We start from the raw sequence: 16171 nt of genomic DNA, 5'->3' as shown, positions 1-16171 counted from the left end.
CCCCTGCCCCACCTCCTCCCCTCCCCCCCCTCTGCGGAGCGCGTCTGCCCCCCCCCCCCCCCCCCACGACCACCAGCCAGGCGACGTTCGTGAGGACGATCGCCAGCCACAACGGCCACAGGCGGCGGCCCGGCACCCTGCCGGGCTCGGCCAGGTAGGCGTCCAGCGCCTCCGCGACCTGGTCGTCGATCTCGTCGCGCAGCTGCGGGCTCAGGTCAGACATGCGCCGGCTCCCGCCACGGGACCGCCACCGACAGGCACACCAGCCCCAGCGGCACCTCCAGGCCCGCCATGAGCAGCGAAAGCACCACGTCGTCCCCCGCCGTCACGACGTCGAACCAGGCGTCCGTCAGCAGCAGCGTCGCCGTGGCCATGGCCGCCAGGGGCGCCCGGGGGTCGGCCCGGCCGAGCAGCCAGGCCGTCACCAGCAGCCCGGCCGCCTCCACCGCGTCGAACCCCGTCCAGGCCAGCCGCCAGTGCTGCGCGACCGCCACGTCCGGCAGCATTGCCCCCAGTACCGCGATCCACGGCAGCAAACACAGTCCCGCCGCCCCGAAAAGTCGTCGCCTTGTCCCCATACGAGCCACGGTAGCGATTGCAGAGATTCTTTGCAAACATCCTCTGTAGTACGCTCCGCCCATGGTCGAACGTCCCGAACGGCGCGTCCTCACCGGCGCGGATCTCAAGGCCTTCTACAAGGCCCTGGCCAACCCGGTGCGCCGCGACATCCTGTCCTACCTGGGCAAACACGGTGAAGCGAACTCGACGAGCGTCGCAAAGGCCCTCGGCGAAAGCACCGGGACGACCAGCTACCACCTCCGCAAGCTCGCCGACCTCGACCTCATCGCGGAGATCGAGGAGCGCTCCACCGGCCGCGAACGCTGGTGGAAGTCGCTGATGAAGGACATCTACACCCCACCGGGCCTCGAGATGACCCCGGACGAGCGCGAAGCGGCGACGAAGCTCGGCGCCCTGAAGATGAGCCATGACCTCGGCCTGGTCACGCGCGCGTACGCGGGTTACGACAACTCCAGGGGCTGGAACCAGATCTACCGCGCCGGCCTGCACCTGACGAAGGAGCAGGTCACGTCGTTCGTCGAGGAGTACCAGAACCTGCTCTGGAAGTACGTCACCGAACCGGGAAAGCACCCGGAAGGCTCCCGCGGCCTCGCGGTCCGGCTCATCGTCGTGCCCGAGGAAGAGTCCACGGAGGACTAGAGCCCGGACACCCGTAGCGTGATGTTCAACCGCCCGGTCAGGCCCAGCGCCGGGTCGGCCGTGCCCGCCAGCGTCCGCGGCACGCCGTGGTAGGCGAAGCGGGACGCGCCACCGAACACGAACAGGTCACCCGAGTGCAGTTCGACGTCGGTGTACGGCTTCGCGCGCGACTCCGTGTTGCCGAAGCGGAACACGCACGTGTCGCCGAGGCTGAGGGACACCACCGGCGCCGAGCTCTGCTCGTCCTTGTCCTGGTGCTGCCCCATCTTCGTCTTCGCGGCGTAGAAGTTGACCAGCGCCGTGTCGGGCTCGTAGTCCTCGGCCGGCTCGCCGTACGCGTCCGCGAGCGCGCGGCGGCCCAGGTCGCCGAGCCACTCCGGGAACGGCAGCACCGGCTTGCCCTCGTCGGTCGTGCGCGAGTAACCGTACGGGTACCAGTGCCAGCCGAGGCAGACCGTCTTGACCGACATGACGCCGCCGTTGGGGTACGTCGTGTTGCGGTAGCCGGGCCAGCCGCGGCAGGCGGCGACGAGCTCACGCTGTTCGTCGAAACCGAGCCAGTCGGGCACGTGCACGGCGCCGGGCGCGAGTTCGGCGCGGGGGCGCGGCAGGAGGGCGTCCATCACCTCGATTGTGCCGGAGACTCCCGGCGCACACTCTCGGTCACCGACGAAGGAACAACCCGGTGACCGCGGACCGTGACACCCGCGGCGGCGTACAGCCGCAGGAGGCGTCCCAATGGACCAGCGGGACGCTCCTGCGGCCTATTCCCCTCGCGTTGGGCCACCATCGCTAGACGTTCCCACACCTGAATGTCACAAGACCAGCGTCGATCAGCTACGAACGGGTCACTTGACCGGACGCCGCGATTCAGTCACTGAAAGTCACCACGGTGACGCCCGCCTGCGCCGGGACGGGGTCGTTCATCGCGGCCAGCGCGGCCGGGACGTCGTCGAGCCCGATCCGGCGGCCGATCAGCGCGGCGAGGTTGATCCCCGCCGCGTCCACGACGCGCAGGAGCTCCGGGTACTCGTGGGCCTGCAGGCCGTGGATCCCGACCAGCTCCAGCTCCCCGCCGATCACCCGGTGCATCGGAATCGGCGCGACACCCTGCGCGGGCGGCATGAGCCCGGCCTGGACGTGCCGCCCGCGCTTGCGGAGGCTGCCGACCGACGCGGCACACGTCGACGGCGCGCCGAGGCAGTCGAGCGAGACGTGCGTGCCGCCGCCGGTCAGCTCCCGCACGTGCTCGGCGACGGCTTCCGGGCCGCCGAAGGCGGACGAGTCGACGGTGTGGACGGCGCCGGACTCGGCGGCCAGCCGGAGCGCGGCCGGCGAGACGTCGACCGCGACGACCTTCGCGCCCGCCGCGACGGCCAGCAGCACCGCGGAGATCCCGACCCCGCCGCAGCCGTAGACCGAGACCCACTGCCCCGCGCTGACGCGACCCTGCCGCAGCACCGCACGGAACGCCGTCCCGAACCGGCAGCCGAGGGCGGCGGCTTCGGCCGCGCCGAGGGAGTCCGGCAGCGCCACCAGGTTCGTCTCGGCGTGCTCGATCGCGACGCGCTCGGCGAACGACCCCCAGTGCGTCGCGCCGGGCTGGAACTCGCGGTCGCAGATCTGCTGGTCGCCGCGGGCGCACTGGGCGCACGTCCCGCAGGCGCAGACGAACGGCACGGTGACCCGCGCGCCGAGCTCCCACCCGCGTACGCCTTCGCCGAGCGCGACGACCCGGCCGGCCAGCTCGTGCCCGGCGACGTGCGGCAGCTTCACCGCGGTGTCGTGGCCCTGCCAGGTGTGCCAGTCGCTGCGGCACACCCCGGTCGCGTCGACCTCGATCACCACGCCACCCGGCGCGGCCACCGGCTCCGGCACGCCCCGCACCACGGGCGGGCGACCGAACTCCTCCATCACGACAGCTCGCATGCTCGCGAGCCTACGTGCTCACCTGAGCGGTTTTCCGTTGGTACCGCTCAATTGAGCGGCGGTTGCCGAACGTGGAAGCGCGTTCTGCCGCGCGGCGGCCCGAGGAGCCTGCTGAGCGAGCCGTCCGGCACGTTCAGGATGTCCTCGAGATTCCGCAACGCCTCCAACGATTCCGGCCGCTCGGGCCGGCACCGCCCGGACTGCCAGTGGCTGAGGGTGGCCAGGCTGACCGTGGTTCCCCTGCCGCGCAAGCGATAGCGGATCCGGTCGAGGCCGAGCCCACGGGCCCGGATCGCCGCCCGCAGGGCCAGGTCGAACGGCCCGGCGGCGAGCAGCTGGCTCAGCTCCGCCTGTTCCCCCCGGTCGATGGTGCGTGTTCGCTGACCGGTCATCACAACGCTCCGAAGCACTCCCGAATACGGAAAATTGGAGCGTAGGCCCAGCGTCGCAAGATCGGAAGGGCCCTCACCCACCTGCCGTGCGCGCCTCGGCCGCGATCGCCGCGAACGGTTCCGCGTAGCCCGAGTTGATCGTGACGTAGGTAATCCCCCACCGCTCCCGCCAGCCGAGAAGCCTTTCCACCGCTTGACCTGGATCTTCGGGCAGCACGGTGACGGCGCCGGCCGCGGCCAGCTCGGGCACGTCGACCCCGGCCCACCGAGCGATCCCCGGCGCCGGCGCATCCCCGACGGCCATGAGGTTCAGCCCGAGCTCGATCTCCGGCAGCCGCGCCCCGGCGAGCGCCCGGAATCGATCCACAATGGACTGCGCCTCGGCCTCGGTGGTCTTCGGCGCCCAGGTGAAGGTGACGGTGTCGGCTTCTTGCGCGGCGAGCGCCAGCATTTTCGGCCCCCCGCCGGCGAGAACCAGCCGCGGGCGGTCGATCGATCGCTTGAAGTACGTGATCGTCTCGGCCATCCGTGTGATGCGCTCACCCGGTGAGGCGAATTCCCGGCCGAGGTCTTCGGTGTGCTCCTTCGCCCCGGGCCGCCCGACGCCGAGCCCGAGCTCGAACCGCCCACCGGTCTGCTGGTGCAGGGTCCGAACCTGCCAGTCGAGGGCGCGAGCGTCCCGGAAGGGATCGGCGAGCACGAAGGTGCCGAGGCGCAGGTTGGTGGTGACGGCGGCCGCGGCCCCGAGCAGGACGAAGGGATCGGCGGCACCGACGGGATCGGTGGCGAGCAGGGTGTCGAAGCCGAGCTCCTCGGTACGCCGGGCTTGGGTGGTCCAGGCGGCCAGGTCGGGCGCGTAACCGGCGACGATGCCGAAGCAGAAGGGAGTCATGCGGGCCATGGTCGGCTTCGCGGGCCTGTCACCACATCCGCTTCAGGACGTCATCCGCGCGTACGCCGCTCAGCGCACACCCACCGCCATCACACCTTGGTCACTTTTCGTAACAACGCTCACGGCCATGCCGTCTGAATGCACGTCCGGCGACGAGAGCGAGGGCAGACGATGACCACCGAAGCGAATACCGATCAGGCAGCGCAGTCCGAGCCCGTTCCGCAGCCTGTGCAAAAACGACGCAAACCGCTCGTCTTCATCATCGCCGCTGTTGTCGCCGCGGCGCTGGCCACTGTTCTGGTCGTCGTGCTCACGGCTTCGGGAAGCACAGCGGTCAACGGCACGCTGTCCTTGCTGTGCGACATGCAATGCATCAAGTCCACAGCTGACGGGTACGACGGGTACGGCGATCTCGCCGACGGTTCACAGGTCACCCTCATGGACGAAAGCGGCCGAGTCGTCGCGAGCACCGAGCTGCGCCGGACTCCGGGCGAGGAGACGAAGATCGTCGACGGGATGTGGGTGCGTACGTTCACCTTCGCCTTCGCCGACGTCCCGACCGCGGATCGCTACGGCGTGCACGTCGGCAACGGCAATCGCGGGACGCTGTGGAAGGACGCCGACGAAGCCGAGCGCGTCGGGTTCCAGCTCTCCATCGGCGGCTGAACGGCTCGTCACGACGCCGCTCAGCGCAGGGTGACCGACAAGGCCTGCGCGATCTCCTTACCGATGGCATGCGTAGCCGCATCCGGCGGCGAACCCACCTTCACCACCAACGGCCCGCCAAACGGCTGCCGCTCCACGACCTCGATGCGTTCGCCCAGGTTGATCGCGTGCTCCGTCAAATACCGCAGGAGCTCCGGGTCCGTGTCCCACACCCGGACGATCTCGCCCACCGCGCCCGGCTCGAGGTCGTCCAGGATGCGGACCGACAGCTCCTCGACGCTGCCGTCCGGGGCCGGGATCGGGTCGCCGTGGGGGTCGCGGACCGGGTTGCCGAGCTTGGCCGCGATGCGCTCGACCAGCCGGTCGGACACCGCGTGCTCGAGCGCGTCGGCCTCTGCGTGGACCTCGTCCCACGTGTAGCCGAGCTCGGACACCAGGTACGTCTCGATCAGCCGGTGCCGCCGCAGGACCGAGCGCGCGAGCAGCCTGCCGTCCGCGGTCAGCTCGATCCCGCGGTACGGGACGTGCGTGACCAGCCCGAGCTGGGACAGCTTCGTGACCATCCCCGACGCCGAGGACGGGCTGACCTCCAGCCGGCCGGCGAGCGAGGTGTTCGTGACCGCCTCACCCCGCTCGACCAGGCCGTAGATCACCCGGACGTAGTCCTCGACCGACGAGGACCTCCGGACCGAACCATCTCCCATGCCGCATACGATACGGGGCCCGGTTCTTTCTCGTGAAAGTTCACGGCCGCCAGCGGTAGCGGATCCAGCCGGGCACCGGTTCCGCGCCGAGCTGGGCGTAGAACGCCTCGCCCTTCTCGTTGCCCGCCTGCATGTCCCACTCGACGCGGCCCGTGGTGCGGTTGCGCAGCTCGTTGAGCAGCTCGCCGCCGAGGCCGTGACGCCGGTGGGCGGGCCGGACGAACACGTCGTCGAGCCAGATCCCCGGCCGGGCCTCCCACGTGGAGAAGTTCCAGCTGCAGAAGGCGAAGCCGGCGACCGTGCCGGGCTCACCCGGCGGGGTCGCGATCAGCACCCACGCCTTGGGGTCGGGCCCGAACAGGTGACCGCTCATCTCGGCGCGGTCCAGCTTGAGGTCGTGGTTGTCCTCGTAGACGGCGTGCTCTTCGATGAGCGCGCAGATCTCTTCGATGTCTTCGAAGACGGCGTCGCGGACGGGCATCTCGCCTCCCGTTTCTGTCGGTGGTGGTCGTTACTGTCGGCTCAGGAGGTGGTCGATGTCACCAGAAGAGCGGTTCGAGGACCTGGTCGAGGAGTACACCGGGCGCCCGGGCATCACGCCACCGGGCGCGACCGGCGGCTTCGGGCGTTCGGCGCTGCGCTCGCACGGGCGGATCTTCGCCATGTTCGTCCGCGGGCAGCTGGTGCTCAAGCTGCCGAAGGCGCGCGTGGACGAACTGGTCGAAGCCGGCCACGGCGTGCGTTTCGACGCGAACAAGGGCACCCCGATGAAGGAGTGGCTGGCGCTGGCGAACGACTCGCCCGAGCCGTGGCGGGGGCTGGCGGACGAGGCGCTCGAGTTCGCCGGCGGCGCGCGATGAGCGAGCACGCCGGCTACCGGGAGGCGGTGATGCGTCACGACGGCGCCTGATAACGCAGTTCGCCGCCCACGGCCGTGCCCAGTACACGCAGGTCGTCCAAAGCGGACTCCTCCAGCGGCGACCCGGAGAGCACCGCGAAGTCGGCGAGCTTCCCCGGCTCGAGCGTGCCCAGATCTGCCTCCGCGAAGGTCGCGTACGCCGAGCCGTACGTGTACGCGCGCAACGCCTCCGCCGGCGTCAGCGCCTCTCCGGGTGAGAAGGGCGCGCCAGACGCCGTGCGCCGGCGCACCATGTCGGCCAGCGCGAGCAGCGGAGCGCCGTTCACGACCGGGCGGTCCGAAGACGCGGGAAGCACACAACCCGCGTCGAGGACGCTTCGCAGCCGGTAGCACCACGGCACGCGTGCCTCGCCGAGCGCTGCACGCATGCCGTCGCCGAGCTCGTTGACGAACCGTCCCTGCGGCGAAGCGATCAGGCCCAGCGAAGCGAGCCGAGACAGCTCCGCGGGCTGAAGCACGGCGCAGTGCTCGATGCGGTGCCGATGGTCCGTACGCGGCGAAGCGGCCAACGCGGCTTCGTACGCGTCGAGCACGACGGTGATCGCGCGGTCGCCGATCGCGTGCGTCGCGATCTGCCAGCCCGCGTCGTGCGCGCGCCGGATCGTGGTCGCCAGGGAGTCCTCGGGCACCTGGAAGTAGCCGCGGTTGTCCGGCTCGCCGTCGAACGGCTCGTGCATCGCGCACGTCCGCCCGACCAGCGAGCCGTCCGCGAACAGCTTCATCGGCCCGACGCGCAGCCAGGAGTCGCCGAGGCCGGTGCGCAGACCGAGGTCGAGGCCGAACCCGGCGCCGTCGGGCAGGTCGTGCAGCACGCTCGCGGCGACCATCACCGTGCTCCGCACGCGCAGCACGCCGGCCTCGCGCGCCTCCTGGTAGGCGGCCAGCTCCGCGGGGGTCTCCCCGACCAGCCCGCCGCCGATCCCGGCCTCCTGGACGCTGGTGATGCCTTCCGCGAGGTACTGCTCGGACGCCCGGTCGAGCCCGCGCACGACCCGCGAAACCGGCGTCGGGTAGATCAGCGGCCGCAGTAGCAGCTGGGCCTGCTCGCGCAGCAATCCCGTCGGCGAGCCGCCGGCGTCGAGCACCACGTCCCCGCCGACCGGCACGTTCGCCAGGTCCAGCTGGTCGAGGACGGCCGAGTTGACCACGGTCATGTGCCCGGACGTGTGCTTGAGCCGCACCAGCATCCCGGGCGCCGCGCGGTCCAGGCCGTGCCGGTCCGGGTGGCCGCCGACGAGCTTGTTCTGGTCGTACCCGCTCCCGACGACCCAGCTCCCGGCGGGCAGCGACGCGGCCCGCGCGGCGACGGCGTCGTAAACCTCCTCGACGCTGCGGCAGCTCCCCAGCGCGACGTCGTCCAGCGCCATCCCGAACCACGCCATGTGGTTGTGCGCGTCGTGGAACCCCGGCACGACGAACCCGCCCGCGAGGTCGACCCGCGTGCGCGCGGACAGCGCCCGGGCGTCGTCCCCCAGCGCGACGACCCGGCCGTGCAGCACGGCGACCGCGCTGGTCACGCCCGTGCCCGTCCACACCGTGGTGTTCTCGTAGACCGCGTCGACCCGCATGACTCCGCCTTCCTCCCCACCCCCACCCTCAACGGAGGCGCTTCGCGCCGCTGTGCCGTTCAAGGCTATCGATCGATCGATCGAACGTCTAGCATCGGCGTCATGCCCACCGTGGAGTTCGCCGTCGAGGACGGCATCGCGCAGATCCGGCTGAACCGGCCCGAGCGGCTGAACGCGGTCGCCGCCGTCCTGGTCGACGACTTCCTCACCGCGCTCGACGCGGCCGCCCGCAGCGACGCCCGCGTCGTGGTGCTGTCCGGCAACGGCCGGGCCTTCTGCGCCGGTCACGACCTCAAGGAGCCCACCCCCGAGGGTGACTCGCGGGCCCGGCTGGACCGACTCCAGGACGTCACCCGGCGGCTGCGCGCCCTGCGCCAGCCCGTGATCGCCGCAGTACACGGCTACGCGATCGGCGCCGGTGCGGAGTTCGCGCTGGGCTGCGACCTCATCCTCGCCGCCGAAGACGCCGTGTTCGCGTTCCCAGAAGTCTCGCTCGGCTTGAGCGTCACCGGCGCCGCGTCGCGGCTGCTGCCGCTGCTCGTCGGCCCGCTCAAGGCGAAGGAGCTCCTCCTGCTCGGTGAGCGCTTCGACGGCCGGAAGGCCGCGGAGCTCGGCATGGTCAACGCGGCCGTACCCGCCGACCAGCTCCAGGCCGAGGCGCGGAGCTGGGCGAAGCGGATCGCCGAGCACCCGCCGGCGGCCGCGGCGATGGCGAAGCGCGTGCTCGACACCCCGATCGACGTCGAACCCGCGCTGGAGCTGGAAGTCAGCCACGCCCTCATCACCGAGCACTCGGCCGCGGTCGCCGCGTCCACGGAGGCCTTCCGGAGCCGGACGTGACGCCGCTCGCCGACATCGGCACGCTGCACCAGCTCGTCACGCGCGCGGCCGAGCTGTGGCCGGAGCGCACGGCCTGGGTGTTCGACGAGAACGACCAGCGCTTCACCTTCGCCGACGTCGACCGGCTCAGTTCACACGTCGCCGCGGGCCTGGGCCGGCGTGGCATCGGCCCCGGCGACCGGGTCGCCGTGATGCTGCGCAACCAGCCGGAGTTCCCGCTGACCTGGCTGGCGCTGGCCAAGCTCGGCGCGATCATGGTGCCGGTCAACACGAACTACCAGGAGTTCGACGGCGCCCACGTCCTCCGCCACTCCGGCGCGAAGCTGGCCGTCGCCGCACCCGAGTTCACCGATCTGCTCACCCGGATCGGCCTCACCGGAGTCGTCACCCCCGCGGAGCTTTCACGTGAAAGCTCCGACCAGGGGGCCGGGCTTTCACGTGAAAGCTCCGTTCCCGAGACGCCGGTGAACATCCAGTACACCTCCGGCACGACCGGCGCGCCGAAGGGCTGCGTGCTGCCGAACCGGTACTGGACCACCCTGGCCGTCGGCCTGGCCACGGACTTCCCGGCGATCGGCGAGTCCGACGTCATCCTCACCGCGCAGCCGTTCCACTACATCGATCCACAGTGGAACGTCGCGCTCGGGCTCGCGGGCGGCGCCACCCTCGTCGTGCTGGACCGCTTCCACCCCAGCACGTTCTGGGCGAAGGTACGCGAACACGGCGTCACGTGGTTCTACTGCCTGGGCCTGATGCCGACGCTGCTGCTGCGCCAGGAGCCGTCGGCGGCCGACCGCGAACACCGGGTCCGCGCGATCTGCGCGTCCGCGATCCCGCACGACCTGCACGCCGAGCTCGAACGGCGGTGGGGCGTGCCGTGGTACGAAGCGTTCGGGATGACCGAGACCGGCGGGGACATCCGGATGGGCGTCGCCGACCACGACGAGACCGTCGGCACCGGCTGCCTCGGCCGCCCCAGCCGCGACCGCGAGGTGATGATCGCCGGCGACGACGGGAAACCGTTGCCCCGCGGGGAAACCGGCCAGCTGCTGATCCGCGGGATCGGGTTGATGCACGGGTACCACGACGATCCCGAGGCGACGGCGAAGGCGTTCGAGAACGGCTGGTTCCACACCGGCGACCTCGCCCGCGAGGACGACGCCGGCCGCGTGTACTACGTGGGCCGCACCAAGGACATGATCCGGCGCAGCGGCGAGAACATCTCCGCCGACGAGGTCGAACGCGCGCTGCTGCTGCACCCGGCGGTGCGGCTCGCCGCCGTCGTCGCGGTGCCCGACGAGCTGCGCGGCGAGGAGGTCAAGGCGTACGTCGTGTGTGACGGCGAGCGCCCGGACCCGGCCGAGCTGGCCGCGTTCTGCGCGGAAAAGCTGGCCTACTTCAAGGTTCCGCGGTTCTGGGCGTTCGCCGGTGAGCTGCCGATGACGCCGTCCGAGCGGGTCGCCAAGGGTGAGCTGCGGAAGGTGGCCGACCCGCGCGCCGGCTCGTGGGACACGAAGGCGGAGACATGGCTGTGAGCAGCCGGGAACGGGTCCGCGCGGCGGCCGTGAAACTGTTCGCCACCAAGGGCTTCCACGGCACTGGCATCCGGGATCTGGCGCAGGAGGCGGAACTTTCGTCGGCGAGCCTGTACCACTACATGGGCACCAAGGAAGATCTGCTCGCGGAGATCATGCACACCGCGCTGAACCGCCTGCTCGACGCCGCCCGCGAGGCGACCGCCGGGAGCGCGGACCCGGTGCATCGGCTGCGCACGCTGGTCGCGCTGCACGTGCTCGCGCACGCCGTCGGGCCGGCGGAAACCCGCGTGGTGGACAACGAAGTCGACGTGCTTTCCCCCGCCGCGCGCGAACCGGTCGTGGCGCTGCGCGACGCGTACGAACGGCTGTGGGCCACGGCGATCGACGAAGGGGTCGCGGCCGGGGTGTTCCACACCGAACACCCGGCGGTGACGCGGCTGGCGCTGCTGGAGATGTGCAGTGGTGTCGCGCGGTGGTATTCGCCCCGCGGCCCGCTGGCGCTGGACCAGCTCGCCGAGCACTACGCGGAGCTGGCGTCGAGGGCTCTGGCCTGCACGTCCCCGCCCGGAGTCACCGACTTGCGACGCTGCCGGGAAATCGTCGCGAAAGAGTGGGGCATGTCCGTTTAGCGGCGCTTTTACCTGTGTACGCCTTGCTCAGAACGCGTGCGTGGGGGACGCTCGAAGGGTGACTGAGGAAACGATCCAACTGGAACTGGACGACTCGGGTCTCGCGCCGGGCCTCCCGGCGCCGGCACACCCCCGCGATCAGGTGCAGGACGTACCCTACCGCCCGGTCGAGTTCCGCGATGACGATCTCCCCACCGCCCTCGAGCGGTGCTCGAAGTGGCTACGGCAGGCTCAGGAGTGGCTAGGTGAGCCGCTCGACGTGCTGGCCATCCACCTCGACTACGACGACCGGCAGGGCTCGCCGTACTACGACGTGAAACTGCTGTGCAACGAAGAGGACCTGGCGGGCGTGCCGATCGCCATCCGCAACAAGAAGTAGCTCCGACTTGCCGTCAAGGCCACCTCGCGGACGTCCGGGAGGTGGCCTTGACGCACTTCGCGGCCTCAGCCGAGGACGCCACCGACCTTCACGTGCCCCTTGAGCAGGTTGCGCGCGATCGTGCGGCGCTGGATCTCGTCGGTGCCCTCGTAGATGCGCAGCAGCCGCAGCTCGCGGTACCAGCGCTCGACCGGCAGTTCCCGCGTGTAGCCCATCCCGCCGTGGATCTGCAGGACGCGGTCGACGATTTCGTTGGCCTTCTGGCCGCCGTAGAGCTTCGCGATCGACTGCGCGTGCCGCGAGTCGACCCCCTGGTCGACCTGCCAGGCGGCGTTGAGCACCAGCCACCGCAGCGCTTCCAGCTCGACCCCGGAGTCGGCGATCATCCACTGGATCGCCTGGCGTTCCGCGATCTTCTGCCCGAACGTCTCGCGCGTGTTGGCGTGTTCGATGGCCATCGTGATCAGCCGCTCGCACGAACCGATCGCGCGCGCCGGCAGGAGGTACCGGCCCTGGCCGATCCACTGCATGGCGAGTTCGAAGCCGCGGCCCTCTTCACCGAGGATCTGCGTTTCGGGCACGCGGACGTCCTGGAAGATCAGCGACGCCGGGCCCCACTCGCCCATGGTGTCGATGTATTCGGACTTCCAGCCGGCCTCGCGGTCGACCAGGAAGCACGTGACACCGCCGTTCGCGCCCTTTTCCGGGTCGGTGATCGCGAAGACCATCGTGAAGTCGGCCTCGTTGCCCCCGGTGATGAAGGTCTTCTCGCCGTTGATGACCCAGTCCGCGCCGTCCTTGCGGGCGGTGGTGCGGATGGCCTTCGCGTCCGACCCGGCGCCCGGTTCGGTGATCGCGAAGCAGGACTTGCGCTCGCCCGAGATGGTCGGCAGCAGGTAGGTCTGCTTCTGCTCTTCGTTGGCGTGGAACAGGATGTTGTCCGCGGCGCCGCCGAAGCGGAACGGCACGAAGGTGCGGCCGAGCTCGGCCTCCAGCAGCGCGGCCATCACGGCGGACAGGCCCATGCCGCCGTACTCCTCCGGCGTCAGCACGCCCCAGAAGCCGGACTCCTTGGCCTTCAGCTGGAGGTCCTTGAGCTCTTCGCCGGTGAGGCCGGGCTGGTGCGCGCGCTCGCGGCGGAGGACCTCCTGCTCGAGCGGGATCAGCTCGCGCTGGACGAACGTGCGGACCCAGTCGCGCACTTCACGTTCTTCGGTGCTGAGAGAAAAGTCCATCGGTGAGCTGCTCCTCCGACACTGGCTAAGCGCTTGCTTACATCGCCATTTTGCGCGCACCACCACCGGCATGCAAGGACACGACCGGATCGATCACGGGTTCGCCCGCGCCGCCGCCGGGCAAATTGTGAAATCGGACACATCGTACGTCGGGGATGCCGCCGCCGCGCACTACGGCACCTTGGCCGGGGCGCTCGAGGCGAACCTCAATGCGTTGCGTGACGGGAAAGCCCTTTCCGGCGGTTACGGGGTGACCGGGATGTTCCAGGGGCTCATCCGCGAGTTCGGCCGTGAGTGGCCGGCGCAGATGGATGTCCTCGCGCAGGAGGAACGCGCTTTGGTGGCGTTCCTGCAAGGGATGCCCGAACGGCTCGGGACCGCGCACGGTCTGGTGCGCTCGGCCGAGGAGAACCACGTGAGCATGCTGCGGGCGCCCCGGCACCCGCAGGTCGTGCACCTCGATCCGGTGTTCACCGGGCCGAACGGGAAGGCGGCGGCGCCGGCCGGCTGGATCGAGTACCTGGCGCACCCCGAGCAGAATGAAGGCCCCCGGGTGACGGAGTTCCGGAACGGGAGCAAGTGGGAGACCTCACGGAAGCTGCCCTGGGACGAGTACGAGATTTCCGGGGAACGCTCCGTGCTCCGGGACCTGACCGTCGACCGGTTCTTCGCGCACGCCGACGTGCTCTCCGGCCAGAAGATCGGCAGCCTGGACGAGCACGGCGAGGTGGCCAACACCCAGGTGCTCGGCGCGACCTTCGACCTGCTCGAAGAAGTCCGCCTCCGGCGCTCGATCGAGCTCACGGTCCCGGACCAGACCGCGGACGCAAGCCGCGCGAGCGGTACATCCAGCTGACGCAGTGGTACGAGAATCACCGGGACCCGGCCCTCACGGCGATGAACAAGTTCCGGTCGCCTACGCCGCCATCATGCTGAAGGCCCGCACCGACATCAACGAGCTCATGGGCAAACTGGCGGACTCGCTGCACAAGGCCGTGGCCAGTGACCCGCTGGGGAGACCGCGTTTTTCCAACTTCCCGAAGACGCTGAAGGACGCCGCGGTGAAGGTGGTGAGCGAGGTCAAGTCCGCCGTCGACTCCGTGTCGGAGAACAAGAAGGACACCGGTTTCGGCATCAACACCAGCGACATCCACCTCGGCTATTACCGGTGTTTCGAGTCGTTCGTCAAGGCGGGCGACCTCGTGTGCTGGGAAGCGGCCGGCGCGGTCGCCCGGCTCATCACCGACGCGGAGAAGGGCCTCCTGTTCGTCCGGCGCAACTGGGTGCCGGCCCCGAACTGGTCGTAGCGCCCCCGGAATTACCCCAGTCCTGTGCCCAGGTTCGTGACAACGGCTTCGGCGCCCGGAAGGATCGGGGGCGTGATGGAGATCGTGGTCCGCTGGTCGCCCCCGCTGCCCGCCGAAGAGCGCTTCCTGCGCTTGCTGGACGACGTCGAGCAAGACCGGTTCGCGGCGTACCGCCAGGACGCGGACAAGCGGCGCTTCCTGACCGGTCGCGTGCTGGCGAAGACGGTCGCGGCGGAGTGGCTCGGTCTCGCGGTCGAGGCCGTGAAGTTCGACGCGACCTGCGAAGACTGCGGCAAACCGCACGGCCGCCCGCGGGTCCCGGGCGCGGACCTGACGTTGTCGATCTCCCACTCGGGCGACCTGATCGGCGTCGCGGCGACCCCGTCGGTCCCGGTCGGCCTGGACGTCGAGACGGCCACCCGCACCGCCGACGAGCGGCTGATCGAGTACGCACTGAGCCCGGCCGAGGCCGGCCACCTGACCGGCCTGACCGAGGCCGAGAAGGCGAGCGCGTTCTTCGTCTACTGGACACGCAAGGAAGCGGTGATGAAGGCCACCGGCAAGGGCCTGCGCATCCCGCTGCAGAGCATCACGTTCTCCCGTTTCGACGAGCCGGCGCGCCTGGTGTCCTCGGGCGACGCGGCGCTGGACCCGGCGAAGACGCGCCTGGTGGACCTGAAGGCGTCGGACGGCAACCGCGCGGCCATCGCGGTGCTGACCACCGACGAGCTGTCGGTGACCGAGGAGCACTGGGTCCCCTGACCGCTCAGCCCGGGATGTCCGCCAGGCCCATGGCGGCCAGCAGGGTCCGGAACTTCGCGGTCGTCTCGTCCAGCTCCGCCCGCGGGTCCGAAGCCGGGACGATCCCACCCCCGGCGTACAGGCGCATCGACGTCGACGCGATCTCGGCGCAGCGGATCGCCACCGCCCACTCGCCGTCGCCGGCCGCGTCGACCCAGCCGACCGCGCCCGCGTAGTAGTCGCGGTCGAACGGCTCCAGCTCCTTGACCAGCTCGCGCGCGCCCTCGGTCGGGGTGCCGCAGATCGCCGGGGTCGGGTGCAGGGCCGCCGCGAGGTCGAGGGCCGTGACGTCCGGGTCGGCCAGCTCGCCCGTGATCGGGGTGCGCAGGTGCCAGATGGCCGGCGTGGTGACCAGCTCCGGCCCGGCCGGGACGTCCAGCGTCCGGCAGAACGGCCGCAGCGCCTCGACGACGTAGTCGATCACCACGGCGTGCTCCAGCTGGTCCTTGCGGGACGTCCGCAGGGCCTCGCCGTTGGCGCGGTCGGTCGCCGGGTCGGCCGAGCGCGGCATCGAGCCGGCGTGCGGTGACGAGAACACCGTGCGGCCGGTGCGGCGCAGCAGCAGCTCCGGCGTCGCGCCGACGAGCGACCGGCCGCCGGGCAGCTCGGCCGCGTAGGTGAAGTGCCGCGGGTTGCCGACGGCGAGGTTGCGCACGATCCGCTCGGCGGACACCGGCGCGTCGAACTCGAGGTCGAGGGCCCGGGCGAGGACGGCTTTCCGCAGGTCACGCTCACGAAGAGCGTCAACGGCCGCGGCGACGGCGGACATGTGCTGCGCGGGTGAGGGCACCGCACGCACCCGCACGGGCGCGGGGAGGACCTCGCGCGGCAGGGTCGGCGCGCCTTCGGACCGGTGGACGGTCCGGGGCACCACGAGGTGACCCGGCACCTTCGTGTCGGGCCCGGTGTCGAAGGGCAGGACGCCGACGGCCAGCGGGGCGCCGGTCTCGGCCAGCACACCGGGCAGGACCGAGGCCAGCCGCCTCGGGTCCGTCTCGGTGACGGTCCGGATCGTGCCCTGCGCCAGTAGTGCGCGCGAAGCCGTCGTGAACAGGAAGTCGCCACGCTGGTAGCGGGCGGCGAGGTCGAGTGCCGGGGTCGCCGGGTCAGGTGAGCTCACCTCACCAGCGTCCCAGGCTTCGGGAGATCCGCGA

The 16171-nt window shown here is 70.8% G+C and carries 20 protein-coding genes; 10 read left to right on the top strand and 10 right to left on the bottom strand.

Annotation, left to right across the window (positions count from 1 at the left end; genetic code table 11):
- Nucleotides 1-215: 215 nt before the first annotated feature.
- Complete coding sequence (locus ACZ63J_RS25700) at nt 216-506, bottom strand: hypothetical protein (protein WP_465400215.1); 291 nt, start codon at nt 504-506, stop codon at nt 216-218.
- Nucleotides 507-639: 133 nt separating this feature from the next.
- Between ACZ63J_RS25700 and ACZ63J_RS25695 the strand changes: the two genes are divergently transcribed.
- Nucleotides 640-1218: an ArsR/SmtB family transcription factor gene (locus ACZ63J_RS25695; protein WP_465341303.1), complete on the top strand. Its 579-nt coding sequence runs from the start codon at nt 640-642 to the stop codon at nt 1216-1218.
- On the opposite strand, the gene ACZ63J_RS25690 is transcribed toward ACZ63J_RS25695, so the two are convergent.
- From ACZ63J_RS25690 to ACZ63J_RS25675, 4 genes are all read right to left on the bottom strand, one after another.
- Entirely contained in the window at nt 1215-1841 is a 627-nt protein-coding gene (locus ACZ63J_RS25690) for an alpha-ketoglutarate-dependent dioxygenase AlkB family protein (RefSeq protein ID WP_465302074.1), read from the bottom strand. The two genes, ACZ63J_RS25695 and ACZ63J_RS25690, sit on opposite strands and share 4 nt — an antisense overlap.
- Nucleotides 1842-2088: 247 nt before the next feature.
- Complete coding sequence (locus ACZ63J_RS25685; protein WP_465400216.1) at nt 2089-3147, bottom strand: alcohol dehydrogenase catalytic domain-containing protein; 1059 nt, start codon at nt 3145-3147, stop codon at nt 2089-2091.
- A 47-nt stretch (nt 3148-3194) separates the two neighbouring features.
- Nucleotides 3195-3539, bottom strand: a complete 345-nt coding sequence (locus ACZ63J_RS25680) for a transcriptional regulator (protein ID WP_465302070.1) — start codon at nt 3537-3539, stop codon at nt 3195-3197.
- Nucleotides 3540-3612: 73 nt separating this feature from the next.
- Nucleotides 3613-4431, bottom strand: coding sequence for an LLM class flavin-dependent oxidoreductase (locus ACZ63J_RS25675; protein ID WP_465400217.1), 819 nt, complete (start codon nt 4429-4431; stop codon nt 3613-3615).
- A gap of 171 nt (nt 4432-4602) precedes the next feature.
- Between ACZ63J_RS25675 and ACZ63J_RS25670 the strand changes: the two genes are divergently transcribed.
- On the top strand, nt 4603-5097 hold the full coding sequence (locus ACZ63J_RS25670; RefSeq protein WP_465400218.1) for a hypothetical protein: 495 nt from the start codon (nt 4603-4605) through the stop codon (nt 5095-5097).
- A 20-nt stretch (nt 5098-5117) separates the two neighbouring features.
- Here ACZ63J_RS25670 and ACZ63J_RS25665 read toward each other — a convergent pair whose 3' ends face one another.
- Both ACZ63J_RS25665 and ACZ63J_RS25660 read right to left on the bottom strand, forming a co-directional pair.
- A complete protein-coding gene (locus ACZ63J_RS25665; protein WP_465302066.1) occupies nt 5118-5801 on the bottom strand; it encodes a metal-dependent transcriptional regulator in 684 nt (227 codons plus the stop codon).
- A gap of 40 nt (nt 5802-5841) precedes the next feature.
- Entirely contained in the window at nt 5842-6282 is a 441-nt protein-coding gene (locus tag ACZ63J_RS25660) for a GNAT family N-acetyltransferase (RefSeq protein WP_465341299.1), read from the bottom strand.
- Between the two features lie 55 nt (nt 6283-6337).
- Here ACZ63J_RS25660 and ACZ63J_RS25655 point away from each other — a divergent pair, with 55 nt between their 5' ends.
- A complete protein-coding gene (locus ACZ63J_RS25655; protein WP_465400219.1) occupies nt 6338-6661 on the top strand; it encodes a hypothetical protein in 324 nt (107 codons plus the stop codon).
- Nucleotides 6662-6695: 34 nt separating this feature from the next.
- Here ACZ63J_RS25655 and ACZ63J_RS25650 read toward each other — a convergent pair whose 3' ends face one another.
- On the bottom strand, nt 6696-8288 hold the full coding sequence (locus ACZ63J_RS25650) for an amidohydrolase (protein WP_465400220.1): 1593 nt from the start codon (nt 8286-8288) through the stop codon (nt 6696-6698).
- 102 nt (nt 8289-8390) lie between these two features.
- On the opposite strand from ACZ63J_RS25650, the gene ACZ63J_RS25645 reads away from it, so the two are divergent.
- From ACZ63J_RS25645 to ACZ63J_RS25630, 4 genes are read left to right on the top strand one after another with little or no spacing between them, the layout of a single operon-like run.
- The gene (locus ACZ63J_RS25645; protein WP_465341297.1) at nt 8391-9128 is read left to right on the top strand and encodes an enoyl-CoA hydratase/isomerase family protein; all 738 of its coding nucleotides are present in this window, start codon (nt 8391-8393) and stop codon (nt 9126-9128) included.
- On the top strand, nt 9125-10663 hold the full coding sequence (locus tag ACZ63J_RS25640) for an ATP-dependent acyl-CoA ligase (protein WP_465400221.1): 1539 nt from the start codon (nt 9125-9127) through the stop codon (nt 10661-10663). Before ACZ63J_RS25645 ends, ACZ63J_RS25640 begins: the two co-directional genes overlap by 4 nt.
- Nucleotides 10654-11295 carry a TetR/AcrR family transcriptional regulator gene (locus tag ACZ63J_RS25635; RefSeq protein ID WP_465302056.1) on the top strand — a complete coding sequence of 214 codons (642 nt, stop codon included), beginning with the start codon at nt 10654-10656 and terminating at the stop codon, nt 11293-11295. Before ACZ63J_RS25640 ends, ACZ63J_RS25635 begins: the two co-directional genes overlap by 10 nt.
- A gap of 58 nt (nt 11296-11353) precedes the next feature.
- Nucleotides 11354-11674 carry a hypothetical protein gene (locus ACZ63J_RS25630; protein WP_465341295.1) on the top strand — a complete coding sequence of 107 codons (321 nt, stop codon included), beginning with the start codon at nt 11354-11356 and terminating at the stop codon, nt 11672-11674.
- Nucleotides 11675-11739: 65 nt separating this feature from the next.
- On the opposite strand, the gene ACZ63J_RS25625 is transcribed toward ACZ63J_RS25630, so the two are convergent.
- Nucleotides 11740-12909: an acyl-CoA dehydrogenase family protein gene (locus tag ACZ63J_RS25625; protein ID WP_465400222.1), complete on the bottom strand. Its 1170-nt coding sequence runs from the start codon at nt 12907-12909 to the stop codon at nt 11740-11742.
- Between ACZ63J_RS25625 and ACZ63J_RS25620 the strand changes: the two genes are divergently transcribed.
- The 3 genes from ACZ63J_RS25620 (at nt 12890) to ACZ63J_RS25610 (ending at nt 14978) form a co-directional block, all read left to right on the top strand.
- The gene (locus tag ACZ63J_RS25620) at nt 12890-13765 is read left to right on the top strand and encodes a hypothetical protein (RefSeq protein ID WP_465400223.1); all 876 of its coding nucleotides are present in this window, start codon (nt 12890-12892) and stop codon (nt 13763-13765) included. The genes ACZ63J_RS25625 and ACZ63J_RS25620 overlap by 20 nt on opposite strands.
- Nucleotides 13766-13838: 73 nt before the next feature.
- Complete coding sequence (locus ACZ63J_RS25615) at nt 13839-14216, top strand: hypothetical protein (RefSeq protein WP_465400224.1); 378 nt, start codon at nt 13839-13841, stop codon at nt 14214-14216.
- Between the two features lie 75 nt (nt 14217-14291).
- Complete coding sequence (locus ACZ63J_RS25610) at nt 14292-14978, top strand: 4'-phosphopantetheinyl transferase family protein (protein WP_465400347.1); 687 nt, start codon at nt 14292-14294, stop codon at nt 14976-14978.
- Between the two features lie 4 nt (nt 14979-14982).
- Here the strand turns inward: ACZ63J_RS25610 and ACZ63J_RS25605 are convergent, their stop codons facing one another.
- Nucleotides 14983-16137: an isochorismate synthase gene (locus tag ACZ63J_RS25605; RefSeq protein WP_465400225.1), complete on the bottom strand. Its 1155-nt coding sequence runs from the start codon at nt 16135-16137 to the stop codon at nt 14983-14985.
- Between the last annotated feature and the right edge of the window lie 34 nt (nt 16138-16171).

This window comes from Amycolatopsis sp. NPDC104863 (assembly GCF_055582965.1).
This window is presented reverse-complemented; position numbering and strand designations above follow the sequence as displayed.

What these genes read in the sequence shown, in the direction of transcription:
- ACZ63J_RS25700 (WP_465400215.1), bottom strand. Translation starts at nt 506, where the DNA reads ATGCTGCCGGACGTGGCGGTCGCGCAGCACTGGCGGCTGGCCTGGACG.
- ACZ63J_RS25695 (WP_465341303.1), top strand. Translation starts at nt 640, where the DNA reads ATGGTCGAACGTCCCGAACGGCGCGTCCTCACCGGCGCGGATCTCAAG.
- ACZ63J_RS25690 (WP_465302074.1), bottom strand. Translation starts at nt 1,841, where the DNA reads ATGGACGCCCTCCTGCCGCGCCCCCGCGCCGAACTCGCGCCCGGCGCC.
- ACZ63J_RS25685 (WP_465400216.1), bottom strand. Translation starts at nt 3,147, where the DNA reads ATGCGAGCTGTCGTGATGGAGGAGTTCGGTCGCCCGCCCGTGGTGCGG.
- ACZ63J_RS25680 (WP_465302070.1), bottom strand. Translation starts at nt 3,539, where the DNA reads ATGACCGGTCAGCGAACACGCACCATCGACCGGGGGGAACAGGCGGAG.
- ACZ63J_RS25675 (WP_465400217.1), bottom strand. Translation starts at nt 4,431, where the DNA reads ATGACTCCCTTCTGCTTCGGCATCGTCGCCGGTTACGCGCCCGACCTG.
- ACZ63J_RS25670 (WP_465400218.1), top strand. Translation starts at nt 4,603, where the DNA reads ATGACCACCGAAGCGAATACCGATCAGGCAGCGCAGTCCGAGCCCGTT.
- ACZ63J_RS25665 (WP_465302066.1), bottom strand. Translation starts at nt 5,801, where the DNA reads ATGGGAGATGGTTCGGTCCGGAGGTCCTCGTCGGTCGAGGACTACGTC.
- ACZ63J_RS25660 (WP_465341299.1), bottom strand. Translation starts at nt 6,282, where the DNA reads ATGCCCGTCCGCGACGCCGTCTTCGAAGACATCGAAGAGATCTGCGCG.
- ACZ63J_RS25655 (WP_465400219.1), top strand. Translation starts at nt 6,338, where the DNA reads ATGTCACCAGAAGAGCGGTTCGAGGACCTGGTCGAGGAGTACACCGGG.
- ACZ63J_RS25650 (WP_465400220.1), bottom strand. Translation starts at nt 8,288, where the DNA reads ATGCGGGTCGACGCGGTCTACGAGAACACCACGGTGTGGACGGGCACG.
- ACZ63J_RS25645 (WP_465341297.1), top strand. Translation starts at nt 8,391, where the DNA reads ATGCCCACCGTGGAGTTCGCCGTCGAGGACGGCATCGCGCAGATCCGG.
- ACZ63J_RS25635 (WP_465302056.1), top strand. Translation starts at nt 10,654, where the DNA reads ATGGCTGTGAGCAGCCGGGAACGGGTCCGCGCGGCGGCCGTGAAACTG.
- ACZ63J_RS25625 (WP_465400222.1), bottom strand. Translation starts at nt 12,909, where the DNA reads ATGGACTTTTCTCTCAGCACCGAAGAACGTGAAGTGCGCGACTGGGTC.
- ACZ63J_RS25615 (WP_465400224.1), top strand. Translation starts at nt 13,839, where the DNA reads ATGCTGAAGGCCCGCACCGACATCAACGAGCTCATGGGCAAACTGGCG.
- ACZ63J_RS25610 (WP_465400347.1), top strand. Translation starts at nt 14,292, where the DNA reads ATGGAGATCGTGGTCCGCTGGTCGCCCCCGCTGCCCGCCGAAGAGCGC.